Below are 26098 nucleotides of genomic sequence, written 5' to 3' on the forward strand. Positions count from 1 at the left end.
CGCAAGGGGCCCGGCGCCGGGCGGAAAACGGTTCCCGTGCCCCGATTTTGTCTTTCGGGCCAATCCCTTGTTGCACGGGGCCCCGGGGGTTAGATGCCCCATGACCGGAAGGGAAAGCCGCCCATGACCATCGAGATCACGCAGATGACCAGGAGCTTCGGCAAGACCGCCGTGCTGCGCGGCATCGACCTGACGGTGGCCGACGGCGAGTTGGTGGCGCTGCTGGGTCCCTCGGGGTCGGGCAAGACGACGCTGCTGAAGATCATCGCGGGGCTCGACTGGCCCGACGCGGGTCGGCTGACGGTGGACGGGACGGACTGGCTGAAGCTCGACGCGCAGGACCGCCGCATCGGCTTCGTCTTCCAGAACTACGCGCTGTTCCCGCACATGACGGTGCGCGACAACATCGCCTTCGGCCTGACCGTGCGCCCGAAGGCCGAGCGGCCCTCTCGCGCCGAGATCCGGCGCCGCGTGGACGAGCTGCTGGGCTTCCTGCAGATCGGCGCGCTGGGCGACCGCCATCCGGCGCAGCTGTCGGGCGGCCAGCGCCAGCGGGTGGCCCTGGGCCGGGCCCTGGCGATCGAGCCCACGGTGCTGCTGCTGGACGAGCCCTTCGGGGCACTCGATGCCGCCGTCCGGCGCGACCTGCGCCAGTGGCTGCGCGGCGTCCATGACGCGACCGGCACCACCACGATCTTCGTCACCCACGACCAGGAGGAGGCCTTTGAGCTGGCCGACCGCGTGGTCGTCATGGACCACGGCCGAATCGTGCAGACGGGCGATGCCGCCACGATCCACGATTCCCCCGCCACGCCCTTTGTCGCGGATTTCATGGGTGCCTCGATCCAGTTGCCGGTGACGGTGCAGGGCGGGCGGCTGGCCGCGCCGGGGCTGGACGCGGACCACCTGCCCGCCCGCCTGCCCGACGGCCCCGCGCGCCTCTTCGTGCGCCCCGAGGACCTGACCCCGGTTCCCGACCCCGGCGGCCCCTGGACGGTGGCCTCGGTGTCGAACACCGGCGCGCATCTGCGGTTGGTCCTGTCGGATGCGGCGGGCACCGAGATCCCCGCCGACCTGCGCCGGCGCAGCCCGCGCGCGGCCCAGATCGCCCCCGGCATGCGGGTCAACCTGCGCCCGGAACATGCCTCTGTCTTTCCTGCTGAAACCGCCTGAAAGGGTTCTTCCGATGAAACTGAGCGCAATCAAGGCGGCGGTGGCCGCGCTGGTGCTGGCGGCAACGCCCGCCCTGGCGCAGGACAAGCTGCTGAACGTCAGCTACGACATCAGCCGCGAGCTGTTCGAGGCGCTGAACCCCGTCTTTGCCGAAGCCTGGAAGGCCAAGTCCGGCAATGACGTGACCATCGAGCAGTCGCACGCGGGCTCGTCCAAGCAGGCCCGCTCGATCCTGGAAGGGCTGCCCGCCGACGTGGTGACCTTCAACCAGGAGACCGACGTGAACATGCTGGCCAAGGGCGGCATGGTCGCCGAGAACTGGCGCGAGGCCTTCCCGAACGGCGCTTCGCCCTGGTATTCCGCGCCGGCCTTCCTGGTGCGCGAGGGCAACCCGAAGAACATCCAGAACTGGTCGGACCTCGCGCGCGAGGACGTGCAGGTGGTCTTTCCGAACCCCAAAACGTCCGGAAACGGCCGCTATACCTATCTGGCCGCCTATGCCTTCGGGTTGCGCGAGAACAACGGCGACCACGAGGCGACGCAGGAATTCGTCCGCAAGATCATGGCCAACGTGCCGGTCTTCGACACCGGAGGGCGCGCCGCGACCCAGACCTTCGTGGAACGCAACATCGGTGACGTGCTGGTGACCTTCGAGGCCGAGACGCGCCAGATCGCCGCGCAATATGCCGACCGCGGGCTGGTGCCGATCACGCCGCCGGTCAGCCTGTTCTCGGCCTTCCCCGTCGCGGTGGTCGAGGAGAACACCGAGAAGAACGGCACCACGGAACTGGCGACCGAATACCTGAACTGGCTTTATTCCCCTGAGGCGCAGCGCATCGTGGCCGAGGGCGGCAACCGCACCGCCAACGAGGAAGTCACGGCCGAGTTCGCGGACAAGTTCCCGCAGGTCGAGCTGCTGACCGTCGAGGATGTCTTCGGCGGCTGGGACAAGATCGAATCCGAGCATCTCGCCTCGGGCGGCATCCTCGACCAGGTGTTCACCAACCAATGAGCCCGGCATCCGCCCCGGCCGTCCGGGCGAGGGCCGTCCTTCCCGGCTTTCGCCTGACGCTTGGCACGACGGTCCTGTACCTGTCGATCATCGTGCTGATCCCGATCATCGCCCTTGTCCTGACCGGGGCGGGGATCGGGCCGGGGCGGCTGTGGGCGATCATCACCGCGCCGCGGACGCTTGCCTCGCTGCGCATCACCATCACGGCGGCGGCCATCGCCACCGTGATCAACGCCGTCTACGGGCTGCTGATGGCCTGGGTGCTGGTGCGCTATCGCTTTCCGGGGCGGCGGCTGCTGGATGCACTGATGGACATCCCCTTTGCCCTTCCGACCGCTGTCGCGGGCCTGTCGCTGACGGCGCTGTATTCCGCGAACGGCTGGTTCGGGGCGGTGCTGGAGCCTTTGGGGCTGCAGATCGTCTATACGCTGGGCGGCATCGTGCTGGCGATGTCCTTCACCTCGATCCCCTTCGTCGTCCGCGCCGTCCAACCCGTTCTGGAGGAACTGGACCCCGCGCTGGAGCAGGCGGCGGCGAGCCTTGGCTCGCGCGGCTTCACCACCTTCCGCCGGGTGGTTTTCCCGGCGATCATGCCGGCCTGGCTGGGGGGCGTCACGACCTCCTTCGCGCGCTCGCTGGGCGAGTTCGGCGCGGTCGTCTTCATCGCCGGCAACCTGCCCTTCAAGACCGAGATCGCCTCGCTCCTCGCCTATATCCGGCTTGAGGAATACGATTACGAGGGCGCGGCCGCGATCGCGCTGGTGCTGATGGTGCTGGCGCTGGTGCTGCTGTTCGTCTCGAACATGGTGCAGCTGCGCGCGGCCCGCTACGGGGCGGTGACGGCATGACCCGGGTGCTGCTGATCGGCGCGGCCTTCGTCCTGACGGCGGTCTTGGTCGTCGTGCCGCTGGTCTATATCTTCGTGCAGGCGCTGTCGGCGGGATGGGGGGCTTACGTTGCCAACATCCTCGACCCCGGCACGCTGCACGCGATCTGGCTGACCACGCTGGTTGCGGTGATCGTGGTGCCGGTGACGGTCGCCTTCGGGATCGCGGCGGCATGGCTGCTGTCGAAGTTCACCTTTCCGGGGCGCGGGCTGCTGATCACGCTGATCGAGCTGCCCTTCTCGATCTCGCCCATCATCGCGGGGATCTGCTATCTGCTTCTGTACGGGCGGCAGGGCTACCTGGGCGGCTGGCTGGCGCAGAACGACATCACCATCCTCTTCGCCCTGCCCGGCATCGTCATGGTGACGATGTTCGTGACGACCCCCTTCGTCGTGCGCGAGGTGCTGCCGCTGATGCAGGCGCAGGGGTCCGACCAGGAGCAGGCCGCCGTCACGCTGGGCGCGGGCGGCTGGCAGGTCTTCCGCCGCGTGACCTTGCCCAACATCCGCTGGGCGCTGCTGTACGGCGCGGTGCTGACCACCGCCCGTGCCGTGGGCGAGTTCGGCGGCGTCGCGGTCGTCTCGGGCAGCATCCGGGGCAAGACCAACACCCTGCCCCTGCAGGTCGAACTGCTGTTCAACGACCTGAACGTCGTTGGCGCCTTCGCAGCCGCGACGGTGCTGACCCTGATTGCGCTGGTGGTGCTGGTCGCCAAGACCGTGCTGGAACGGCGGGCCGGGCGGCACTGAGGCGGCGGCAGCCCGTTGCATGGAGGGCCGCACCGCCGCCTTGGTAGTCCCGTCCGCGACAGTTCCCCCGGACATTGGCTCTGAAAGCCACAAGGGCGCGGCCCTGATCTGTCGCTGAACGGCGCCCGGTTTCCACCTTCTGGCACTCGGACCTTGCGCTGCCCCCTGCCACGTCTTCGGCCCATGCGCGGCGAAGGCCTGCCTCCCCTTGCCGTCGCTCCCTGTCCAAAGCCCCGACCCGAGGCGCAGGATCAGCCCCGCACTCATCTTCTTCGTCCAAATATCCCGGGGGTGCGGGGGCTGGCCCCCGCCCTTCGGGCGCTCTGACGATCACGCACCCCTAGAGGGACCAAACGAAAACGCGCCCCCGAAGGGGCGCGCTCTCATTTCGCCGAATGCGGAGGCCTCAGAGGCCGTCGCCGGGCACGTCCTTGCGGTGCTTGAGCGGCCACCACAGGCGCTTGTTGGTCAGGTACAGCAGCACCGTCAGCACGAGCAGGAACAGCACCGAGACAAGGCCCGCCTGCTTGCGCTGCATCATCTTGGGCTCGGCCGTCCACATCAGGAAGGCCGAGATGTCCTTGGCCAGGTTGTCCAGATCCGTGGGCGAGCCGTCCTCGAAGGTCACGGCGTCGTCCGACAGCGGCGGGGCCATCGAGATCCAGCCGCCGGGGAAGGCGGTGTTCTCGTAGAAGACGGTGCCCGCCTGCTCCTTTTCCTCGCCGGTGTAGCCGGTCAGGATCGAGTAGATGTACTCGGGCCCGCCGATGCCGTTGACCAGCTGGCTGATGCCGGTGCCGTAGGGACCGTGGAAGCCCGCGCGGGCCTTGGCCATCAGCGACAGGTCCGGACCCATGCCCTCGCCCACGATCGTGGGGAAGTGGTCGGTGGGCACGCGCGGACGCTCCTCGCCGGTCTCGGCGTCGACGACGCTGAGCTGGCCGGCATAGGCGCGGACCTGGTCCTCGGGCAGGCCGGGGCCGCTGGTGTCCGACAGGGTGCGCAGCGGCACCTGCTTCATCCCGTGGCAGCCCGCGCAGACCTCGGTGTAGATCTGCAACCCGCGCTGCAGCTGGAACTGGTCGTATTTGCCGAAGGGTCCCTCGAAGCTGTAGGCGACGTCGTGGATCTCCTGGTGATGCACCACCTCGCCGCCATCGGCCGCGACGCTGTGATCGGCAGGAACCTCGCCCTCGGCCCCTTCTGCACCCTCGGTCTCGGTCGCGGCGGCGGCATCCACCGGCGCGCTTTCGGCCTGGGCCTCGTCGGGGTTCTGGATCGCGGCCGGAGCCTCGTCGCCGGGGGCGACGTCCAGAGCGACATCGGCATCGGCTTCCGCACCGGCTTCGGGCTCGGCCGCGGCCTCCGTGTCGGCCGCGGGAGCGGCTTCACCGGTCGGTTCGGCCTGCGGATCGGCGGTGCTGCCCTCGGCCGGCGAGCCCGGGACATCCGTGTCCGGCGCGTCGATCTGGGCCGCGCCCTCGGCGGCAGGAACGGGGGCGGTGGTCTGCGCCTCGGTCGCCTCGTCGGGCAGGCCGAAGCTCGGCGCGGCCGGAGGCTCGCCCGGCTCGGCCGTGGGGGTGGGCGTGATGACGTCGGTGGTGCGGTCCTCGACCACCTCCGGCTCGGCGCCGGTCGTCTCGGGGATGTCGGCGGCGGGCGCGGGCTGGTCGGGCGTCGCACGCTCGTCGGCCGTGGCGTCCGCCTCGGGGTTGGCGGGGGTCGAGGTCGCGCCGTCGGTCGCGCCGCCGGCATCCTCGTCGCCCACGTCAGCGCCCGAGGGCGCGCCGCCGCCCGGCGTGACGCCGGTCGTGTCGGCGACCTCGCCGGTCAGCTCGCCCTGGCCGATCTGGCCGGTGCTGCCCGCGCGGGGCTGGCCCACGCGCTGCTGCACGGGGCCGGTGCCGCTGGTGTCTATCGGCGCCGAGGTGCTGGGCAGGTCCGGGGTGCCGCCGGTGAAGCCGATCTCGGGCGGCTGCGGGGCGACGCCTTCGGGCCGCGGCACGGTGCCGGTCGATTCGACCGTGCTGGTGCCGTCGGGCTGCCGGGTGACGGTGGTGCCCGGCCCCGAGGGGGCCGGAGCTTCGGTGCCGGGCTCGTTCAGCGGCACCGTCATGGTCGTCTGGGCATTCGCCGCCATCCCGAGGGACAGGGCCGCGACCGCCGTGAGCGTGACGTTTCTCAGGGACATTCGCGCCTCTCCTTACTCGGCGGGGGTGGTGAGACGCTCGTAATGAGCGTTCCAGTCTTCTTCGATGGTGTTCGGGATCGGCGCGGGCCGTTCCATCACGCCGAGCAGCGGCAGGATCACCAGGAAGTAGGCGAACCAGTAGGCCGAGCCCGCCAGCGCGATATAGGGATAGATCCCCTCGGCCGGCATTGCCCCCGCCCAGGTCAGGACGACGAAGTCCACGGCCAGGATCCAGAACCACCACTTGAACGACGGCCGATAGCGGCCCGAACGGACGCGGCTGGTGTCAAGCCAGGGCACCAGCGCCATCACGATGATGGCGCCGAACATCGCCAGCACGCCGAAGAACTTGGCGTCGATGATGCCGAAGGACAGCCAGTTGGCGGCCATCACGACCCAGACGTCGGCGGTGAAGGCGCGCAGGATCGCGTAGAAGGGCAGGAAGTACCATTCCGGCACGATATGCGCGGGCGTCGCCAGCGGGTTCGCCTCGATGTAGTTGTCGGGGTGGCCGAGGTAGTTCGGCATGAAGCCGACGACCGCGAAGAACAGAATCATGAGGAAGGCCAGCGCCAGCAGGTCCTTGATCACGAAGTAGGGCCAGAACGGGACGGTGTCGCGGTCGGCTTCCTCGCGCGAGGTGCGGCGCACCTCGATCCCCGTGGGGTTGTTGTTGCCGGTCGTGTGGAAGGCCCAGAAGTGGACGACCACCAGCGCGGCGATCAGGAAGGGCAGCAGGTAGTGCAGCGAGAAGAAGCGGTTCAGCGTGGCGTTGTCCACGGCCGGGCCGCCCAGCAGCCAGGTCTGGATCGTCGCGCCGATGCCGGGGATCGCCCCGAAGAGGCCCGTGATCACGGTCGCGCCCCAGAAGGACATCTGGCCCCAGGGAAGCACGTAGCCCATGAAGGCGGTCGCCATCATCAGGATGAAGATCAGGATGCCGACGATGTAGGTGATCTCGCGCGGCGGCTTGTAGCTGCCGTAGTAAAGGTTGCGGAAGATGTGCAGGTAGACCGCGAAGAAGAACAGCGAGGCGCCGTTCGCGTGCAGGTAGCGCAGGAAATGGCCGCCGTTCACGTCGCGCATGATGTGCTCGACCGAGCGGAAGGCCATGTCCACGTGGGGCGTGTAGTGCATCGCCAGGACGATGCCGGTGACGATCTGCAGCACCAGGCAGAAGGTCAGCACGATGCCCCAGATCCACATCCAGTTGAGGTTCTTGGGCGTCGGCAGGGTGGTGAAATCGACGATCAGGCGGACGATCGGCAGGCGCCGGTCGATCCAGCGCTCGGCCGAGGTCTTGGGTTCGTAGTCATCGGTCGGAATACCGGCGGACATCGTCGCGCTCCTCAGCCCAGCTTGATGGTGGTGTCGTCCACGAAGGACGCAACGGGAATATGCATGTTCTGCGGTGCGGGGCCGCGGCGGATGCGGCCCGAGGCGTCGTAATGCGACCCGTGGCAGGGGCAGAACCAGCCGCCGAAATCGCCCGCGCCGTCACCGATCGGAACGCAGCCGAGGTGGGTGCAGACGCCGATCTGGACCAGCCAGCGGCCTTCCTCGTCCAGCGAGCGGTTCTCGTCGGCGGCGCTGGCGTCGGGCTTGTTGGCGTTCTGCGACAGCGGGTCGATCAGGGTCGCGCCGTCGTCGGCGCGCGCACGCTCGATCTCCTCGGCCGTCCGGTGGCGGATGAAGACCGGCTTGCCCAGCCATTTCACGGTCAGCTGCGTCCCTTCCGCGACGCCGCTGATGTCCACCTGGATCGAGGACAGCGCCTGCACGTCGGCCGAGGGGTTCATCTGGTTGATGAGGGTCCAGGCGGCTGCCCCGGCCGCGACGGCACCGGCACCGGCGGTCGCGTAATAGAGGAAGTCCCTCCGGGTGGCGCCGTGGTCTCCTGCGTGGTCTTCAGCGTGGGACACGGTCAATCTCCAATTCGGGGCCGACCTGCGGGCCGGGCCGATACGACGGGTCGGGCCGTCCTTGGGACAGCCCTCGCAGCGGCGGTTCTAGCGGGACGGATTGCGCCCGTCCAGCGGCCAGCCGGGTCCGGCCTGATGCATTTGGCCGCATGTGTGTGATTTGTGACGTGCCGCGGGCGGTCAGTCGCGCGTCGGTGCGGCGCGCGGGCCTTGCGCGCGAGCGGCGGGCAGCAGGGCGATGGACAGGCCGAGCAGCCACCAGGCCGCGAGTTCCAGCCACTCCTCGGCCTGCCCTGCCCGCGCGTCCAGGTGGGGCGCGAGCGTGATCCCGAAATCCAGAAGCTTGCGCCCCAGCCCGTCCAGCGTCTTGCCCGCCACCGTCAGCGCGGCCGCCAGCAGGATCGCCAGCGCATAGGGCTGCCCCTGGCGCAGGGCGCGCCACCATCCGGGCGCGTTCCGCCGGAGGATGCGCCAGATGACGAGCAGCGAGAAGAGGATCGCCCCCGCGCCCAGCAGCTTGTCGTCCAGAGGCGCGTCCCCGGTGTAGGTGCGCAGCTTCAGCAGGCCCGAGTCGGTGAGTCGCTTGTCGAAATCCATCTCGCGCGCGGCGAACAGCACCAGCAGGGCGGGGATCTGCCACTCGCGCCAGCCCTCGCGGCCGTGCACGGCGAACCAGCAGAGGACGCCCTGGAGCAGCAGCAGGACCGAGACGGTCTCGACCGTGTGGCCTTCCTTGAGAAACAGCGCGGGATCGTCCAGCCAGAACCATCCCACACCCAGAAGGATCATGGCCGGAAGGGTGACAAAGGCGGCCAGACGCTGCGCCAAGGTCCAGGGCGACATGGCGGACTCCCTGCTGCGGAGATGCGGGTGTGTAGCAGGATTCCGGCCGGGGGCGCCACCCTCGGGGGCGCCCGTCCTGCCGCAGGGTCACGGGATCGTCGCCCGGATGCCCGGAAAGGGGCGGGCGCAGGCGGGAGCCATGGCCCTCGTCCCACTGCGCACGGCGTGCCGCGAATCATCCGGCCGGTTGTGGTCGCGCCGGGGTCATGCGCCAGCGACAGGCTTCCGGCCTGTCCCTTGGCGCTGCGGACCGCTCAGCCGCGCGTGTCCTCGCTCTCCGGCTCGCCCCCGTCCGAGGGTGGTGCCGGGACCGCCCCTTCGGCCGCGGGTCCGCCCGTCGCAGGGGGGGACTGCGCCGCGCCCTCGCTGGAGGGATCGGCGGGCAGCGCGGCCGAGGGCGCCGCCGCCTCGCCTTCCGAGGCCAGCCGGTCGTCCTGCCATTCCCCTTCGGCCACGCGACCGCTGGCATAGCGCATGACGCCCATGCCCTGCCGCTTGCCGCCGACGAAGCTGCCCTCGTAGACATCGCCGTTGGCATAGGTTGCGACGCCCTGGCCGTCGATCTCGCCCGCCTTCCAGCCGCCCTCGTAGCGGAAGCCGTCCGGGGTCATCAGCACGCCCTGGCCTTCGCGCAGGCCGTTCACGAAGCCGCCGCGATAGGTGGTGCCGTCGGGATAGGTGGCCGCGCCCTCGCCGTGGCGCTGGCCGTCCTTCCAGGCACCCGTGTAGACATAGCCGTCGGGGTGCGACATCGTCCCCAGCCCGTCGTTCCTGGCGTTCCTGAAGCCGCCCTCGTAACCGAGGCCGTTGGCGTAGGCCGCCTTGCCCTGCCCCTCGATGACCCCCGCGACCCAGTCGCCTTCATAGGAGGCGCCGTCGGGATAGGTGATCTTGCCCTTGCCGTCCGGCTGGTCGGCCTTGAGGCTGCCCTCGTAGACCGAGCCGTCGGGATACTGGATGCGGCCCTGGCCTTCCATCCGGCCGTCCACCCAGTCGCCGTCGTAAAGGTAGCCGTCCGTGCCGGTGAAGACGCCCTTGCCGTGGCGCTTGTCGGCACGGAAGCCGCCCTCGTAGACGTCGCCGTTGACATAGGTCGCGCGGCCGTGGCCCTCGCGTCGGTTGGCGACCATCGTGCCCTCGTAGATGTCGCCCGAAGGCTGGACGAGCCGCCCCTGCCCCGACATCTGCCCGGCGGCCCAGACGCCCTCGTAGGACAGCCCGTCCGGCATGGTCAGCTTGCCCTGGCCCGCGCGCATCCCCGCAAGCATCCCGCCTTCGTAGACGGACCCGTCGGGATAGGTGATCTTCCCCTTCCCTTCGCGCGCGCCATGCACCCAGTCGCCGTCATAGCGGTAGCCGTCCGGCTGGCTCAGCAGGCCCCTTCCGTGGTGCAGCGCCTTCTCGAACCCGCCCTCGTAGGTCGAGCCGTTGGCATAGGTGGCGCGGCCCTGGCCGGTGATCTCGCCCTCGACCCAGTCGCCCTCATAGGTGCCGCCGTCGGCATAGGTGATCTTGCCCTTGCCATGCGGCTTGCCGTTCTCGAACTGGCCTTCATAGACCGAGCCGTTGGGATAGGTCGCGCGGCCCTGGCCCCGTACCTCGCCGTCCACCCAGTCGCCCTCGTAGCGATAGCCCGAGGGCAGCGTGTAGGTGCCGCGCCCGTGCTGCAGGCCGTTGCGGAAGGTGCCCTCGTAGACGCCGCCGTCGTCATACTGCTTGGTCACCACGGCGGCCGCCTGCGCATGGACGGAAGGAACGCCCAGGGGAATCGCCAGACCGGCAAGCGCCGCGAGGAGGACTGCGGGTTTCATCGCCTCAAGCCTTTCGTGGTCGCGGGTCTGCCGCCCGCTGTTCGGCGCCGGTCTAGCGCAGCCGGCCGCCCCGCGCAAAGCCCGAGACCGTGAGCGGGCGTCTTCCCCTTGCCCCGCCCCCGCCCTATCGTCGCGGAAAACCGCCCGGAGACACCGCGATGACCGACCGCTTCCGCCTGACCATCGCGCAGCTGAACGCCACCGTGGGCGACCTGGCGGGCAATGCCGCCAAGGCCCGCGCCGCCTGGGATCAGGCAAAGGCCGCGGGCGCGCAGATGCTGGCCCTGCCCGAGATGTTCCTGACCGGCTACCAGACGCAGGACCTGGTGCTGAAGCCCGCCTTCCTGGACGACTGCCTGCGCGTGGTCGAGCAACTGGCCGCCGATTGCGCGGACGGCCCCGCCATCGGCATCGGCGCGCCCTGGCGGCTGGAGGGCAGGCTGCACAATGCCTGGCTGGTGCTGCAGGGCGGGCGGATCACGGCGCGGGTGCTCAAGCACGAACTGCCGCACAAGGAGCTGTTCGACGAATACCGCCTGTTCGATCCCGGCCCGATCAGCGGGCCCTTCTCGGTCGAGGGCGTCCGCATCGGCTCGCCCATCTGCGAGGACGCCTGGTGGCCGGGCGTGGCCGAGACGCTGGCCGAGACGGGGGCCGAGATCCTCGTGGTGCCGAACGGCAGCCCCTATCACCGCAACAAGCTGGATCTGCGCATGGGCCACATGGTCGCCCGCGTGGTCGAGACGGGCCTGCCGCTGGTCTACCTGAACCTCGTGGGCGGGCAGGACGACCAGGTCTATGACGGGGGAAGCTTCGTGCTGAACCCGGGCGGCCACAAGGTCGTCCAGCTTGCCCCCTTTGAGGAGGCGGTGGCGCATGTCGACTTCACCCGCACCGACGAAGGCTGGCGGGCCGAGGGCGGCGAGATGGTGCCCCAGCCCGACGAATGGGAACAGGATTACCGCGCGATCTGCCTCGGACTGGCGGACTACGCGCGCAAGTCGGGCTTCCGCAAGGTGCTGCTAGGCCTGTCGGGCGGCATCGATTCGGCGCTGGTCGCGGCCATCGCCGCCGATGCGCTGGGTCCGGAAAACGTGCGCGGCGTGCGGCTGCCGTCCGAATATTCGTCGCAGGGCTCGCTGGACGATGCCGAGGACCTGGCGCAGCGGCTCGGCATCCGCATGGACACGCTGCCGATCAACGGGCCGGTCGGTGCGGTGACGCAGGCGCTGTCCGAGGTGATGGCCGGCACCGCCCCCGACCTGACCGAGGAGAACATCCAGTCCCGCCTGCGGGGCGTGCTGCTGATGGCCGTGTCGAACAAGTTCGGCGAGATGCTGCTGACCACCGGCAACAAGTCCGAGGTGGGCGTGGGCTATGCCACGATCTACGGCGACATGGCGGGCGGCTATAATCCCATCAAGGACCTCTACAAGACGCGGGTCTTCACGACCTGCCGCTGGCGGAATGCGAACCATCGCCCCTGGATGAAGGGTCCGGCGGGCGAGGTGATCCCCCCGGTCATCATCGACAAGCCGCCCTCGGCCGAGCTGCGCCCCGACCAGACGGACCAGGACAGCCTGCCGCCCTATGAGGTGCTGGACGCGATCCTCGAAGGGCTGGTCGAACGCGACGGCTCGGTCGCCGACCTAGTCGCGCAGGGCTTCGACCGCGAGACCGTGCGGCAGGTCGAACGGCTGCTCTACGGCAGCGAGTGGAAGCGGTATCAGGCGGCGCCGGGGCCGCGGGTCTCGCCCCGGTCCTTCTGGCTCGACCGGCGCTATCCGCTGGTCAACAGGTGGCGCGACCCGGCGGGCGGTTGAACGGAAGGCACGGGTGGACTAGATTTGCTTAGTCCACCACAGGGTGCCGCCATGAAGACCGTCAACATGCACGAGGCCAAGACCCATCTTTCCCGCCTCGTCGAGGGCGTGGAAAAGGGAGAACCCTTCATCATCGCCCGCGCCGGCAAGCCGGTGGTCAAGGTGACGCTGGTCGAGCAGCCCGCGCCAAGGCGGCTCGGCTTCATGCAGGGCCAGTTCGAGGTGCCCGACGACTTTGACGACATGATGGCTGACGAGATCCAGGCGATGTTTGAGGGCAAGTATGACGGCAGCGGGCTTTACGTCCCGCCCGACCGGCGGAAGCCCAAGGCGTGAACCTGCTGATCGACACGCATCTGCTGATCTGGGGTGCGGTAGCGGTGCAGAAGCTTCCCCGGAGCGCTGTGACGCTGATGAGCGACCCGGAGAACCGCCTGTATTTCAGCACCGCGAGCCTTTGGGAGATCGCCATCAAGTTCGCGCAGGGCCGCGCCGATTTTACGGTCGATCCAGCACCCTTCCGCGCGGGCCTTCTGGCCAATGGCTATCTTGAGCTGCCGGTCGAAGGGCGGCATTGTCTCGCCATTCCAACGCTGCCGCCGGTGCATGGCGATCCTTTCGACCGGATGCTGGTCGCTCAGGCCATGACCGAGGGGATGCAGCTGTTGACCGCCGACCGCCGCGTTGCGGAATATGGCGGGCCGGTGCGGATGGTGTGAAGCGAATGGTGCGGGGGAACCACGCACCCTACGGCTGCATGCATCGGGCCCATGAGATGTGTGCTCTGCACGTACCATGCCGCGCTTACACCACCAGGTCGAACCGCCGCCCCTCGGTGGTGCCGAAGACCTCCCGGTAGTGGCGGATCAGATCGGCGGGGCCGGTCGATTTCTCGGGGTTGTCCGATAGCTTGACGGTGGGACGGCCGTTCGCGGCCGCCGCCTTGCAGACCAGGCTGAAGGGCGCGAGCCCGTCGCCCGGCACCAGCCCGCGGAAGTCGTTGGTCAGAAGCGTGCCCCAGCCGAAGCTGACCTTGACCCGCCCGTGGAAGCGGCGGAACAGCGTCGTGATCTCGTCCACGTCCAGCCCGTCCGAGAAGATCACCAGCTTCTGCGTGGGGTCCTCGCCCCGCGACCTCCACCAGTCGATGGCATATTCGGTCAGCGCCACCGGATCGCCCGAATCGATGCGGATTCCGGTCCAGCCCGCCAGCCAGTCGGGTGCGTTCTGCAGGAACCCCGGCGTGCCGTAGGTGTCGGGCAGGATCACGCGCAGGTTGCCGTCGTGTTCCTCATGCCAGTCGGCCAGCACGCGATAGGGGGCCTGCCGCAGTTCCTCGTCCGTTTGGGCCAAGGCGGCGTAGACCATGGGCAGTTCGTGGGCGTTGGTTCCGATCGCCTCGATGTCGCGGCGCATGGCGATCAGGCAGTTCGAGGTCCCGGTGAAACGCTCGCCCAGGCCCTCGATCATGGCCTGCACGCACCAGTCCTGCCACAGGAAGGAATGCCGCCGCCGCGTGCCGAAATCGGCGATCCGCAGGTCGGGGCCAAGCTCGCGCAGTGCCTCGATCTTTTCCCAGATCCGGGTCATGGCGCGGGCATAAAGCACCTGCAGCTCGAACCGGCCGAGGTCCTTCAGCACGGCGCGCGAGCGCAGCTCCATGATGATGGCGAGCGCCGGGATCTCCCACAGCATGACCTCGGGCCAGCGGCCCTCGAAGGTCAGCTCGTACTGGCCTTCGCGCTTTTCCAGGTGATAGGCGGGCAGGCGAAGGTTCTCGAGGAACTCCATGAAGTCAGGGCGGAACATCTGGCGCTTGCCGTAGAAGGTGTTGCCCCGCAGCCAGGTCGACTCGCCCCGCGCCAGGGACAGGCTGCGGACATGGTCCAGCTGCTCGCGCAGCTCGCCCTCGTCGATCAGGTCCGCAAGCCGGATGTCCTTCGAGCGGTTGATGAGCTTGAAGGTCACCGTCACGTCGGGCTGGTAGCGAAAGACCGACTGGCACATCAGCAGCTTGTAGAAGTCGGTGTCGATCAGCGAGCGGACGATCGGGTCGATCTTCCACTTGTGGTTATAAACGCGCGTGGCGATGTCGACGGTCGGGGTCATCATGCGAGTGTCACTCCTGCCTCGCGCATGGCGGCCTGCGCGGCCTCGCGCGAGCCGTTGAGGTCGATGGCGCGGGTCGCCTCCTCGATCACCGTGGCGGAAAAGCCCAGGTGCGCCGCGTCGATCGCCGACCAGGCCACGCAGAAATCATGGGCGAGGCCCACGAAGCACAGGTCCGTCAGCCCGCGGTCGCGCAGATAGCCCGCCAGCCCCGTGGACGTGCGGCGGTCGTTCTCGAAGAAGGCGGAATAGCTGTCGATTTCCCGCCGGAAGCCCTTGCGCAGGATCAGGTCCGCGCGGTCGAGATCCAGGCCGGGATGGAAGGCCGCCCCCTTTGAGCCGATGACGCAATGGTCGGGCCACAGGACCTGCTCGCCATAGGGCATGGCCACGGTCCCGAAGGGCTGCGCGCCGGGATGGTTGCCGGCAAAGCTGGAATGATCCGCCGGGTGCCAGTCCTGGGTCAGCACCACGGCATCATGATCGGCCATCAGGGCGTTGACGGGGCCCACGATCTCATCGCCTCCCGCCACCGCCAGCGCGCCGCCGGGACAGAAATCGACTTGAAGATCAACGACGATCAGGGCGCGCATGAGATTTCCCACGATGGACGCCGAACCTTAGGAAGCCTGCCGGGTTGCGTCAACGTGAAGCCCAAGTCGGCCACAGCACTCCAAGTATTGCACTGTATGCATGGCCGGCCTGCGCTAGAAACTGAACGCAAAGCTGCTTAACGGATCGGCGAATCAATGGAACGCAGGGGAGGAAAGGGATGGCCGACCACAGCCGGATGGAAACAGCCCGCGATTTCGAGGAAGACGGACCCGGAGGACGCTCGGCACGGACGCTCTGGACGCTGCGGGCGCTGGGCCTGATCGTCGCCGGGGTTGTCTATGTCGCGCTCGGTCCGCAGGCCGACCTGCCCCATGATGCCCGCATCGTCGCCACCGTCATGGCGCTGATGGCCATCTGGTGGATGACCGAGGCGATCCCGCTGGCCATCACATCGCTGCTGCCCATCGTGCTGATCCCGGCGCTGACCGAGCGCACGATCTCGCAGGCGACCGCGCCCTATGCCAGTTCGACCGTGTTCCTGTTCCTCGGCGGATTCCTGATCGCCATCGCCATGGAAAAATGGAACCTGCACCTGCGGATCGCGCTGCTGACGCTGCGCCGGGTGGGGGTGTCGCCGCGCCGGATCGTGCTGGGGCTGATGCTGGCCACGGCCTTCCTGTCGATGTGGGTGTCCAATACGGCGACCGCGCTGATGATGCTGCCCATCGCCACCTCGGTCCTGGCGCTGGTCCTGGCCCGCAGCGGCACCAGCACCGCCGCCCAGCAGCAGGCCCTGCAAGGGGGCGCAACCATCACGGAGGCCGTGGACGACCCCAATGTCGCGCGCTTCGGCACCTGCCTTGTGCTGGCCGTCGGCTGGGCGGCCTCGATCGGGGGCCTGGGCACGCTGATCGGCAGCCCGCCCAACGCCATCGTCGCGGGCTATGCCTCGTCCGAACTGGGCCGGGAAATCGGCTTTCTGAACTGGATGATGATCGGGTTTCCGCTGGCCTTCGCCTTCATCTTCATCGCCTGGTTCCTGATGACGCGGCTTCTGTACCGCTTCGACCTGCCCGCGATCCCGGGCGGGCGCGAGATGATCGACCAGCAGATCCGCGAACTCGGCCCGCTGAGCCAGGGCGAGAAGATGGTGCTGTATGTCTTTCTGGGCGCGGCCTTCTTCTGGATCGTGCCGGGCATCCTGGGCTCGATCCCGGCGGTCAGCGCGGCGATGCCCTGGGTGGGCAGCTTCGACGACACGGGCGTTGCCGTCGCGGCGGGGATCCTTCTGTTCATCCTGCCGGGACGCGGCCGGACGCAGATGGTGCTGGACTGGAAGGACGCCGAGGAGGGCCTGCCCTGGGGCGTGCTGCTGCTGTTCGGCGGCGGCCTGAGCCTTGCCTCGGCGGTGGGCTCGACCGGGCTCGACGCCTGGTTCGGCCAGCAGGTCACGGGGCTTGGCGCCCTGCCGACGCTGGGGCTGGTCGCCGCCATCACCGCGATCGTCCTGATGCTGACCGAGATCACCTCGAACACCGCCACGGCCGCGACCTTCATCCCGATCCTGGGCGGGGTGGCGCTGGGGATCGGCGTCGATCCCTTCCTTCTGCTGATCCCGGCGACGCTGGCCGCGACCTGTGCCTTCATGCTGCCGGTCGGCACGCCGCCCAACGCCATCGTCTTCGGCACCGGCAAGGTGACCATCGCGCAGATGGCCCGGGGCGGGGCCGTGATGAACATCATCGGCGTCATCCTGATCGTCGGCATCATGTATCTGCTGGGCGGGATCGCGATGGGCGTCGCGTTCTGACCCCTGCCCGCTTGCCTTCATGGGCGCGGCTGGACTAGGCCGCGCCCATGTTCACAGTCGCCGCCCTTTACCACTTCGCCCCCCTGCCCGACCCCGATGCCCGGCGCGAGGGCCTGCTGGCGCTCTGCCAGGCGCAGGGTGTCCGGGGCACGCTGATCCTCGCGCAGGAGGGGATCAACGGCACGGTCGCCGGCTCGCGCGACGGGATCGCGGCCGTGCTGGCCCATGTCCGCGCCTGGCCCGGCTTCGAGGCGCTGGAGTGGAAGGAAAGCGCCGCCGAGGCGATGCCCTTCGGCCGGATGAAGGTGCGCCTGAAGCCCGAGATCGTGACCATGGGCCAGCCGCAGGTGGACCCTGTCGCCCGCGTCGGCCGCCATGTCGCCCCCGCCGACTGGAACGCGGTCATCAGCGACCCCGACACTGTGGTGATCGACACCCGCAACGATTACGAGATCGCCATCGGCAGCTTCCGCGGCGCCATCGACCCCGGCACCCGCAGCTTCCGCGAGTTTCCCGACTGGTGGGCCGATAACGCCGGCCGATTCGCCGGCAAGCGCGTGGCGATGTTCTGCACCGGCGGCATCCGCTGCGAGAAATCCACGAGCTTCCTTGTCGGTCAGGGCGTGACCGAGGTCGTCCACCTGCAGGGCGGCATCCTGAAATATCTCGAAGAGGTGCCCGAGGGCGAAAGCCTCTGGGACGGCGCCTGCTTCGTCTTCGACCGGCGCGTCAGCCTGACCCACGGTCTTCGGCCCGGCGGCCACATCCTGTGCCACGCCTGCCGCAGGCCGCTGGCGCCCGAGGACACGGCCCGTCCCGAATACGAGGAAGGCGTTCGCTGCCACCTTTGCGCGGACGAATATACCGAGGCCGACCGCGACCGCTTCCGCGACCGCCAGCGGCAGGCCGAGCGGGGCGAGCTGATTTAACGGGATCTTAGACTCTGCCCTGTAAAGCGAGGGGATATCCTTCAAGGGGCAACCATGACGACCTTTCCTCGCGGCACGGGCCTTGGCCCGAACGGTGCCGAGATCCTGTTTCCTTTCCTTGCGGCCTCGTCCCTTCTCGCCCTCGGGGACGATGACGATCCCTTCGGTGCGGGTCGGACCTGGGACGTCGGGACGCCCGTCCGGGTCAGGGCAGGCCTCGGGACGCATCCGCAAACGGCCTGGACGTTGCGCGACGCCGGGGAAATGCCGGTGGTCGCAATGCCCGCCCGCGCCCTGTCCTGGGCCGAGGCGCCCGGCATGGGCCGGCTCAAGTCCGGCTTCGCCACCGAGCCGCTGCACGGCCTTCCAGCCTGCGAGTCGCCCTGCGCACAGGCACGCCGGGACCTGCGGGAGGTGTCGGACCGTGACTGGCTCGACCGGGCCACGCAGGCGGACGCCTTCATCTTCCTGCCGGCACCGGGCAGCCGTGATCCCGCCGACGGCGCGGGCTCTCCGGCCATGCCGCTGGGGTCAGAGGCCTGGTTCGACCTGCTGATCCTTCAGCCGCTGTCCGAGTCCGGCCCCGACTTCGGCCCGGAGCCGGTGTTCCTTCCCGATCATGGGCCGTTCGCGCCGGATCACGTCCTTCTCTGACGTGGGCCGCGCCTCAGGCCACCTGCCCCACCCGGCCTGCCGCCATCGCCGCCATGTTGAGGATGTCGTTCACGGTGGAGCCGATGCCGCAGATCTGGATCGGCCGGGGGATGCCGGTCAGGATCGGGCCGATCACCGTCGCGCCTGCCATCTCCTGCAGCAGCCTGACGCTGATCGAGGCCGAATGCCGCGCGGGCATCACGAGGACGTTGGCAGGCCCCGTCAGGCGGCTGAAGGGATAGCGCGCGGCGGCTTCCGGGTTCAGCGCCACGTCCACGGTCATCTCGCCCTCGTATTCGAAATCGGCGCCCTGCCGGTCCAGCACCTTCGGCGCCTCGGCCATCTTGATCGCACGTTCGCTGATCGGGTGGCCGAAGGTGGAAAAGGACAGAAAGGCCACGCGGGGCTCGAGCCCCAGGGCGCGGGCGACATGGGCGCCGCGCGTGGCGATCAGGGCAAGGTCCTCGGCCTCGGGCCATTCATGGACCAGCGTATCGGCGACCAGCACGATGCGGCCCTTGTGCAGCACGCCCGTGATGCCCACCGCCCCGTCCTGCGGCCGCAGGTCGAAGACATGCCCCACCTGCGACAGGACATGCGAGGCCTTGCGCGTGGCCCCCGTCACCAGCGCGTCCCCATGCCCATGCGCCAGCATCAAGGCGGCGAAGACATGGCGGTCGCGGCGGGCGAGCTTCAGCGCGTCCTCGCGGTCCACGCCCTGCCGCTGCAGCCGCTTGTAGAGCGTCTCGTGATAGGCATTCAGATGCGGCGAGGTGAGCGCGCTGACGATTTCAAGCTCGCGCAGGGCATCGGCCATGCCCTCGGCCGCCAGCTTCTCGGCCACGTCCTCCTCTCGCCCCACGACCAGCGCCCGGCCCAGTCCCCCGCGCTGCCAGGCGACGGCGGCGCGCAGGACGCGCGGGTCGTCGCCTTCCGCGAAGATCATCCGCGCCTGCGCCTGCCGGGCCCGCGCATGGATGCCCTGCAGGATCGAGGCGGTCGGGTCCATGCGCTGGCGCAGGGTCTGGACATAACCCTCCATGTCGATGATCGGGCGCCGCGCCGCGCCCGTGTCCATCCCGGCCTTGGCCACGGCGGGCGGCACCACATGGATCAGGCGCGGATCGAAGGGCGTCGGGATGATGTAGTCGCGCCCGAAGCTGAGCTTGCGCCCGTAGGCCACCGCCACCTCGTCCGGCACGTCCTCGCGCGCGAGTTCCGCCAACGCCCGGGCGCAGGCGATCTTCATCTCGTCGTTGATCGCGCGGGCGTGGATGTCCAGCGCCCCCCGGAACAGGTAGGGAAATCCCAGGACGTTGTTGACCTGGTTCGGATAATCCGAGCGGCCCGTCGCCACGATGGCATCCGGGCGGACGGCATGGGCTTCCTCTGGCGTGATCTCGGGGTCGGGGTTGGCCATGGCGAAGATCACCGGGTTCGGCGCCATGGACTTCACCATGTCCTGCGTGACCGCGCCCTTGGCGGACACGCCCAGGAAGACGTCGCAACCGACCATCGCGTCGGCCAGCGTCCGTGCCTCGGTCGCGACCGCATGGGCCGACTTCCACTGGTTCATGCCCTCGGTGCGGCCCTGGTAGATGACGCCCTTGGTGTCGGCCATGATGCAGTTCTCGTGCCGCGCGCCCATCGCTTTCAGCAGTTCGAGGCAGGCAATCCCGGCCGCGCCCGCGCCGTTCAGCACGATCTTCACGTCCTCGATGCGCTTGCCCGACAGTTCCAGCGCGTTCAGCAGCCCGGCCGCGCAGATCACCGCCGTCCCGTGCTGGTCGTCGTGGAAGACGGGGATGTCCATCATCTCCTTCAGACGGCTTTCGATGATGAAGCACTCGGGCGCCTTGATGTCCTCGAGGTTGATGCCGCCGAAGGACGGCCCCATCAGGCGGACGGCCCGGATGATCTCCTCGGGGTCCTCGGTGTCCAGCTCGATGTCGATGGCGTTCACGTCGGCGAAGCGCTTGAACAGGACCGCCTTGCCTTCCATCACCGGCTTCGAGGCCAGCGCGCCCAGGTTCCCCAGCCCGAGGATCGCAGTCCCGTTCGACACGACTGCCACCAGGTTGCCCTTGGTGGTGTAGTCATAGGCCGTCTCGGGGCGCGCGGCGATGGCCTCGACCGGGACGGCCACGCCGGGGGAATAGGCGAGGCTCAGGTCGCGCTGGGTCGCCATGGGCGTCGAGGGCACGATCTCGAGCTTTCCGGGGCAGGGCTCGAGATGATAGGCCAGCGCCTCCTCGGGCGTTATGCGGGATCGCTGCGGCTGGTTGCTGTCGGTCATAATTGTCCTTCCCCGTTCCTGTCTCGCCAGAATGGCCGGGCGCGCAATGCGCCCCCGCGCCCTTTGCCGGCGCCTAGTCCACCAGCCGCGCCGTCACGGTCATCGGCTTGCCGCCGACCTGGTAATCTGCCGTCACCGTCACGCCGGGCGTGGCCTCGACCAGCGGGCTGAGCGAGCCAAGCGAGATCACCTGCCCCGGCTCCAGCCGCGCGCCGCCATGGCCGATCAGCCACAGCACCACGTCCAGCGGATGGCCCAGCAGCATCTCGCCCGTGCCTTGGACCGGTTCGGCACCATCGGCCTTCAGCTCGACCGTCAGCGCGGCAAGATCCGCCACGGGGTCCGCCAGATCGGTCATCGCCACGCCCTGCCCGATCACCCCGCGCCAGGGGATCACGCCGTAGGAGGCCATGATCGGCCCCGTGGGCTTCACCCCCTCGGCCAGCGCCATGTCGGGCAGCTCGATAAAGGGACGCACATCCGAGAGCGCCGCCGCGACCTGTTCGCGCGAGGTCGCCTCGTTGATGGCGGCGTCGGCGACCGTCACCACCAGGTCCGCCTCGTAGAAGGGCGAGCGGCTGCCCTTCAGCGAGACCTCGGCTCCGTCCTGAAGGATCATCGGCGCGAACAGCGCGCCCGCGACCGGGGCGGTCACGCCGAAGCGTTCCTGCGCGGGTTTCGAGGTGAAGCCGACCTTCCAGCCGACGGGGGCGCCCATCTCGGCCTCAAGCGCCGCGCGGAAGGGGGCATAGGCGCAGGCGGCGTCCTCGACCGTGGCGACGCCGGGGTCCGGCAGACGCTCGCCCGCAAGCCAGGCACGCGCGGCGTCCTGCATCTGCGCGGGCGGCGGACATTCGGCCAGCGCCGGCCCCGCGGCCAGCACCAGGGCGGCAGCGATCAGTTTCATGGGAACCTCCCCTTTCCCGTTTCCCTCGACGCTGCCAGCGCGCCGGGCCCCTGTCCAATGGAATCCGGCGGGCCGGTTCCAAAGCCGCGCGGGCCCCTCTAGAACGGCGGGGTTCCGAGCGAAGGCCCCTGCCCATGACCGACCAGCCGACCCCGATGATGGCCCAATATCTCGCGATCCGCGAGGCCAACCCGGGCGCGCTGCTCTTCTACCGGATGGGCGATTTCTACGAGATGTTCTTCGACGACGCGGTCGCCGCCGCCGCCGCCCTCGACATCGCCTTGACGAAGCGCGGCACGCATGGGGGCGAGCCGATCCCCATGTGCGGCGTCCCCGTCCATGCCGCCGAAAGCTACCTGCTGACCCTGATCCGCAAGGGTTTTCGCGTGGCCATCGCCGAGCAGATGGAGGACCCGGCCGAGGCGAAGAAGCGCGGCTCGAAATCCGTCGTCGCCCGCGACGTGGTGCGGCTGGTCACGCCCGGCACGCTGACCGAGGAATCGCTGCTGGAAGCGCGGCGGCACAACTTCCTCGCCGCCTTCGCCACGGTACGGGACGACTGCGCGCTGGCCTGGGTGGACATTTCCACGGGCGCGCTGCGGGTCGCCCCCTGCCCGCAGGTGCGGCTCGGGCCGGAACTCGCCCGCCACGCCCCCCGCGAATTGCTGGCGCTGGACGGATCGCGCCTGAACGACATCGCGGCCGAAGCTGGCGCCGCCCTGACCGAGCTTTCGGCGGCGAGCTTCGATTCCACCGCCGCCGTCCGCCGCCTGTGCGAGCTTTACGGGGTCGAGACGCTGGACGGCTTCGGCCAGTTCACCCGCGCCGAGCTGTCGGCCATGGGCGCCATCGCGGATTACCTGATGCTGACCCAGCGGGGCCGGATGCCGCGCCTGTCTCCGCCCGTGCGCGAAAGCGGCGCGGGCGTGATGCAGATCGACGCCGCCACCCGGCGCAACCTGGAACTGACGCAGGCGCTCTCGGGCGGGCGCGAGGGGTCGCTGCTCGCCGCCATCGACCGCACCGTGACGGCGCCGGGCGCGCGGCTGCTGGAGCGCCGCATCTCGGCCCCCTCCCGCGACCTGTCGCTGATCCACCGGCGGCAGGCGGCCGTGGCGGCGCTGGTCGAGGACGCCCGCCTGACCGCCGACCTGCGCGACGCGCTGGCGCAGGTGCCCGACATGGACCGGGCGCTGTCGCGGCTGGCGCTGGAACGCGGCGGGCCCCGTGACCTCGCCGCTGTGCGGAACGGCCTGACGGCGGCAGTGCGGATCGCCGCGATGATCGGCGGCGACGACCCGCTGCTGGCCGAGGCGGCGGGCGATCTGGTCGGCCATGACGCGCTGATCGACCTCTTGGACGAGGCGCTGGTGGCCGAACCCCCGCTGCTCGCCCGCGACGGCGGCTTCGTCGCGCCCGGCTATGAGGCCGAACTGGACGACACGCGGGCGCTGCGGGACGAAGGCCGGGGCGTGATTGCCCGGATGCAGGGCGACTACATCGCCGAGACCGGCGTCCAGAGCCTGAAGATCAAGCACAACAATGTCCTGGGCTATTTCATCGAGACGACGACGACCCACGCCGAGCGGATGCTCGCCCCGCCCCTGAACGAGCGGTTCATCCACCGCCAGACGACGGCGAACCAGATCCGCTTCACCACTGTCGATCTGTCGGAACTGGAAACCCGCATCCTGAACGCCCGCGACCGGGCGCTGGAACTGGAGCGCGCCATCTTCGTCCGGCTGGTGCGGGCCGTGCTGGCCGAGTCCCCGCGCATCGGGCAGGCCGCCCGCGCCTTGGCCGAGATCGACGTGGCCGCAGCCTTCGCGGACCTCGCCACCGGCGAGGGCTGGACCCGCCCCCTCGTGGACGACAGCCGCGCCTTCGTCATCGAGGGCGGTCGCCACCCGGTCGTGGAACGCGCGCTCAAGCGAAAGGGAGAGCCCTTCGTCGCCAACGACTGCGCCCTGACGGAAGGGCAGACCCCGGCAATCTGGCTGCTGACCGGGCCGAACATGGCCGGTAAATCGACCTTCCTGCGGCAGAACGCCTTGATGGCAGTGCTGGCGCAGGCGGGGGCCTTCGTGCCGGCGCGGCGGGCGCATATCGGGCTGGTCTCGCAGCTTTTCAGCCGCGTCGGCGCGGCGGACGACCTCGCCCGCGGACGATCCACCTTCATGGTCGAGATGGTGGAAACCGCCGCGATCCTGAACCAGGCGGATGCGGGCGCGCTGGTGATTCTGGACGAGATCGGCCGCGGCACCGCGACCTGGGACGGGCTTTCGATCGCCTGGGCGGTGCTGGAACATCTGCACGGCGCGAACCGCTGCCGGGCGCTGTTCGCGACCCATTACCACGAGATGACCCAGCTTGCCGCCAAGCTGGAGGGGGTGGAAAACGCCACCGTCGCCGTCCGCGAATGGAACGGCGAGGTGATCTTCCTGCACGAGGTGCTCAAGGGCGCCGCCGACCGCAGCTATGGCGTGCAGGTGGCGCGGCTCGCGGGCCTTCCCTCGGAGGTGGTGGAACGCGCGCGGGAAATCCTCGACGCGCTGGAAGCCGGCGCCCGCGACGGCGCCGCGCGACCGGCGGCGCTGATCGACGATCTGCCGCTGTTCCGCTCGGCCCCGCCCGCACCTCCCCCGGCGCACAAGCCGGAGTCTGCCGCCGAAAAGCGGCTCCAGGCCGTCCAGCCCGACAGCCTCAGTCCGCGCGAGGCGCTGGACCTGATCTACGAGCTGGTCGCGCTGGCACGGGGCTAAAGGACCGCGCTCAGCGGTCCTCGGCTTCGTCCTCCTCGTCGCTGTCGGGCAGGTTGAAGAAGCTGTCGGCGTCGAGATCGGCCTGCGGCTTCTCCTCCTCGCGGGTCAGCGAGAAGTTTTCCAGGCCCGCGATCGAGGACGGCAGGCGCGGCTCGTCGGGCATCGCAAGGCTCGACTCGGTGGACACGAGCTTGCGGCGCTCGTCGTCCGACATGACCTCGGTCTTCGACTTCGCGGCCTTCTGGACGGCGGCGTCCAGTTCCGACTGGCGGCAAAGGCCCAGCGCCACCGGGTCGATGGGCGTGATGTTCTGGATGTTCCAGTGGGTCCGGTCGCGGATCGAGGCAATGGTGGGCTTGGTCGTCCCGACCAGCTTGGCGATCTGCGAATCGGCCAGTTCCGGGTGGAACTTGACCAGCCACAGGATCGCGGCGGGACGGTCCTGCCGCTTCGACAGGGGCGTGTAGCGCGGGCCGCGGCGCAGCTCCTCGCCTTCGGCGGCCGGGTTGTGCTTGAGCTTCAGCTTGTAGGCCGGGTCCTTCTGGCCCTTCTCGATCTCGACGGGGTCGAGCTGGTTCGAGGCCACGGGATCGAAGCCCTTGACCCCCGCCGCCACGTCCCCGTCGGCGATGCCCTGCACCTCGAGCTCGTGCATCCCGCAGAAATCCGCGATCTGCTTGAAGCTGAGCGTGGTGTTGTCGACCAGCCAGACGGCGGTGGCCTTGGCCATCAGCGGCTTGTTCATCGGTTGCTCCTTCGCAATATCTTTCTCGGCCGGGAAACCGGGGTCGGCCGCGGGGCCAGTCCACAATTTCGGGGGAATTGCCGTCCCATATACGCCCCGGACCCCGCCGTTTGAACCCCCTTTTTCGGGGAACGCGCGGGCCCTAGGTTCGGACGCATGAAGCGACTGGCCGTTTTCCTCCTGCTCGTGCCGCTGCCGCTTGCCGCACAGGACGCGCCGGGCGCGTTCGACTATTACGTCCTGTCGCTCAGCTGGTCGCCAAGCTGGTGCGCGACGGAAGGCCAGGGGCGGGACGCCGCGCAATGCGAGCCCGGCCGGCGCGTCGGCTTCGTCGTCCACGGCCTCTGGCCGCAGCACGAACGCAGCTGGCCGGACTGGTGCGAGACGCGCCAGCGCGACCCCTCTCACGCCGAAAGCCGGGGGATGGAGGACATCATGGGCTCGGCGGGGCTCGCCTGGTACCAGTGGAAGAAGCACGGCCGCTGCTCGGGCCTTTCGGGGACCGACTACTACCAGGCGACCCGGAAGGCGGCGGAAACGGTCGAGATCCCGCCCGTGCTGCGCCTGCTTCCGCGCGACGTCCGGGTTGAGGCCGCAATGGTCGAAGAGGCCTTCATCGACGTGAACCCCGGCCTGACCCGCGACGGCATCACCGTGACCTGCGACGAGGGACGGCTGGACGAGGTCCGCATCTGCCTGAGCCGGGACTTGCAGCCACGCGCCTGCGCCGCCGACATCCGGCGCGACTGCCGCACGCGGATGCTGATCGAGACGCCGGGCTGAGGCGCCGAAGCGGGGGTTTTCCACCCCCGCGAATGGGGCCCCTGCCCCATTCACCCCCGGAGGATATTTGCAGACAGAAGATGCTTGCTTAACCGCCTGTTAGGATTTCCGCTGCAAGACTGTGCCTGCGGTACAGG

General features: G+C 69.2%; 22 protein-coding genes. 12 read left to right on the plus strand and 10 right to left on the minus strand.

The features are described 5' to 3' along the window. Positions 1–123: 123 nt before the first annotated feature. Genes BLQ03_RS05890 through cysW form a run of 4 tightly spaced genes read left to right on the plus strand, consistent with a single transcriptional unit; the run spans position 124 to position 3821 of the window. Entirely contained in the window at positions 124–1173 is a 1050-nt protein-coding gene (locus BLQ03_RS05890) for a sulfate/molybdate ABC transporter ATP-binding protein (protein ID WP_090753850.1), read from the plus strand. Positions 1174–1186: 13 nt separating this feature from the next. Continuing rightward, a complete protein-coding gene (gene cysP, locus BLQ03_RS05895; protein WP_090753852.1) occupies positions 1187–2185 on the plus strand; it encodes a thiosulfate ABC transporter substrate-binding protein CysP in 999 nt (332 codons plus the stop codon). Further along, positions 2182–3033, plus strand: coding sequence for a sulfate ABC transporter permease subunit CysT (gene cysT, locus BLQ03_RS05900; protein ID WP_090753854.1), 852 nt, complete (start codon positions 2182–2184; stop codon positions 3031–3033). The genes cysP and cysT overlap by 4 nt, the downstream gene beginning before the upstream one ends. Continuing rightward, complete coding sequence (gene cysW, locus BLQ03_RS05905; RefSeq protein WP_090753855.1) at positions 3030–3821, plus strand: sulfate ABC transporter permease subunit CysW; 792 nt, start codon at positions 3030–3032, stop codon at positions 3819–3821. Before cysT ends, cysW begins: the two co-directional genes overlap by 4 nt. 406 nt (positions 3822–4227) lie before the next feature. Here cysW and BLQ03_RS18815 read toward each other — a convergent pair whose 3' ends face one another. The 5 genes from BLQ03_RS18815 to BLQ03_RS05930 all read right to left on the minus strand — a co-directional run bounded on the left by BLQ03_RS18815 (position 4228) and on the right by BLQ03_RS05930 (position 10588). Next, positions 4228–5061, minus strand: coding sequence for a cytochrome c1 (locus BLQ03_RS18815; protein ID WP_245688700.1), 834 nt, complete (start codon positions 5059–5061; stop codon positions 4228–4230). A gap of 963 nt (positions 5062–6024) precedes the next feature. Then, positions 6025–7350, minus strand: coding sequence for a cytochrome b (locus tag BLQ03_RS05915; RefSeq protein ID WP_090753857.1), 1326 nt, complete (start codon positions 7348–7350; stop codon positions 6025–6027). Positions 7351–7361: 11 nt separating this feature from the next. Continuing rightward, a complete protein-coding gene (gene petA, locus BLQ03_RS05920) occupies positions 7362–7934 on the minus strand; it encodes a ubiquinol-cytochrome c reductase iron-sulfur subunit (protein WP_090754039.1) in 573 nt (190 codons plus the stop codon). A gap of 180 nt (positions 7935–8114) precedes the next feature. Next, a complete protein-coding gene (locus tag BLQ03_RS05925) occupies positions 8115–8777 on the minus strand; it encodes a hypothetical protein (RefSeq protein ID WP_090753859.1) in 663 nt (220 codons plus the stop codon). A 254-nt stretch (positions 8778–9031) separates the two neighbouring features. After that, the gene (locus BLQ03_RS05930) at positions 9032–10588 is read right to left on the minus strand and encodes an MORN repeat-containing protein (RefSeq protein ID WP_090753861.1); all 1557 of its coding nucleotides are present in this window, start codon (positions 10586–10588) and stop codon (positions 9032–9034) included. 158 nt (positions 10589–10746) lie between these two features. On the opposite strand from BLQ03_RS05930, the gene BLQ03_RS05935 reads away from it, so the two are divergent. The 3 genes from BLQ03_RS05935 to BLQ03_RS05945 are packed head-to-tail and all read left to right on the plus strand — an operon-like array spanning position 10747 to position 13130. Continuing rightward, positions 10747–12411 (plus strand): NAD+ synthase, encoded by a 1665-nt coding sequence (locus tag BLQ03_RS05935; protein WP_090753862.1) that lies wholly within the window; start codon positions 10747–10749, stop codon positions 12409–12411. 51 nt (positions 12412–12462) lie between these two features. After that, on the plus strand, positions 12463–12747 hold the full coding sequence (locus BLQ03_RS05940) for a type II toxin-antitoxin system Phd/YefM family antitoxin (protein WP_090753864.1): 285 nt from the start codon (positions 12463–12465) through the stop codon (positions 12745–12747). After that, on the plus strand, positions 12744–13130 hold the full coding sequence (locus BLQ03_RS05945; RefSeq protein ID WP_090753865.1) for a type II toxin-antitoxin system VapC family toxin: 387 nt from the start codon (positions 12744–12746) through the stop codon (positions 13128–13130). Before BLQ03_RS05940 ends, BLQ03_RS05945 begins: the two co-directional genes overlap by 4 nt. An 85-nt stretch (positions 13131–13215) precedes the next feature. On the opposite strand, the gene pncB is transcribed toward BLQ03_RS05945, so the two are convergent. Beyond that, positions 13216–14523 (minus strand): nicotinate phosphoribosyltransferase, encoded by a 1308-nt coding sequence (gene pncB, locus BLQ03_RS05950; protein WP_090753867.1) that lies wholly within the window; start codon positions 14521–14523, stop codon positions 13216–13218. Continuing rightward, positions 14520–15113: a bifunctional nicotinamidase/pyrazinamidase gene (pncA, locus tag BLQ03_RS05955; protein WP_090753868.1), complete on the minus strand. Its 594-nt coding sequence runs from the start codon at positions 15111–15113 to the stop codon at positions 14520–14522. The genes pncB and pncA overlap by 4 nt, the downstream gene beginning before the upstream one ends. Positions 15114–15292: 179 nt before the next feature. Between pncA and BLQ03_RS05960 the strand changes: the two genes are divergently transcribed. From BLQ03_RS05960 to BLQ03_RS05970, 3 genes are read left to right on the plus strand one after another with little or no spacing between them, the layout of a single operon-like run. Continuing rightward, positions 15293–16885: an SLC13 family permease gene (locus BLQ03_RS05960; RefSeq protein ID WP_090753870.1), complete on the plus strand. Its 1593-nt coding sequence runs from the start codon at positions 15293–15295 to the stop codon at positions 16883–16885. 47 nt (positions 16886–16932) lie between these two features. Further along, positions 16933–17814 carry an oxygen-dependent tRNA uridine(34) hydroxylase TrhO gene (trhO, locus tag BLQ03_RS05965; protein ID WP_090753872.1) on the plus strand — a complete coding sequence of 294 codons (882 nt, stop codon included), beginning with the start codon at positions 16933–16935 and terminating at the stop codon, positions 17812–17814. Positions 17815–17868: 54 nt separating this feature from the next. After that, entirely contained in the window at positions 17869–18468 is a 600-nt protein-coding gene (locus tag BLQ03_RS05970) for a hypothetical protein (RefSeq protein ID WP_090753873.1), read from the plus strand. Between the two features lie 13 nt (positions 18469–18481). On the opposite strand, the gene BLQ03_RS05975 is transcribed toward BLQ03_RS05970, so the two are convergent. Continuing rightward, a complete protein-coding gene (locus tag BLQ03_RS05975) occupies positions 18482–20764 on the minus strand; it encodes an NADP-dependent malic enzyme (protein WP_090753875.1) in 2283 nt (760 codons plus the stop codon). 73 nt (positions 20765–20837) lie between these two features. Beyond that, the gene (locus BLQ03_RS05980) at positions 20838–21671 is read right to left on the minus strand and encodes a 2-keto-4-pentenoate hydratase (protein ID WP_090753876.1); all 834 of its coding nucleotides are present in this window, start codon (positions 21669–21671) and stop codon (positions 20838–20840) included. 134 nt (positions 21672–21805) lie between these two features. Between BLQ03_RS05980 and mutS the strand changes: the two genes are divergently transcribed. Further along, positions 21806–24433, plus strand: a complete 2628-nt coding sequence (gene mutS, locus BLQ03_RS05985) for a DNA mismatch repair protein MutS (RefSeq protein ID WP_090753878.1) — start codon at positions 21806–21808, stop codon at positions 24431–24433. 10 nt (positions 24434–24443) lie between these two features. Here mutS and BLQ03_RS05990 read toward each other — a convergent pair whose 3' ends face one another. Then, entirely contained in the window at positions 24444–25178 is a 735-nt protein-coding gene (locus BLQ03_RS05990) for a DUF1013 domain-containing protein (RefSeq protein WP_090753879.1), read from the minus strand. A gap of 156 nt (positions 25179–25334) precedes the next feature. Between BLQ03_RS05990 and BLQ03_RS05995 the strand changes: the two genes are divergently transcribed. Continuing rightward, the gene (locus tag BLQ03_RS05995; RefSeq protein ID WP_090753881.1) at positions 25335–25961 is read left to right on the plus strand and encodes a ribonuclease T2 family protein; all 627 of its coding nucleotides are present in this window, start codon (positions 25335–25337) and stop codon (positions 25959–25961) included. The last annotated feature ends 137 nt before the right edge of the window (positions 25962–26098 follow it).

The sequence above is a fragment of the Paracoccus chinensis genome, assembly GCF_900102885.1.
Taxonomy (GTDB): domain Bacteria; phylum Pseudomonadota; class Alphaproteobacteria; order Rhodobacterales; family Rhodobacteraceae; genus Paracoccus; species Paracoccus chinensis.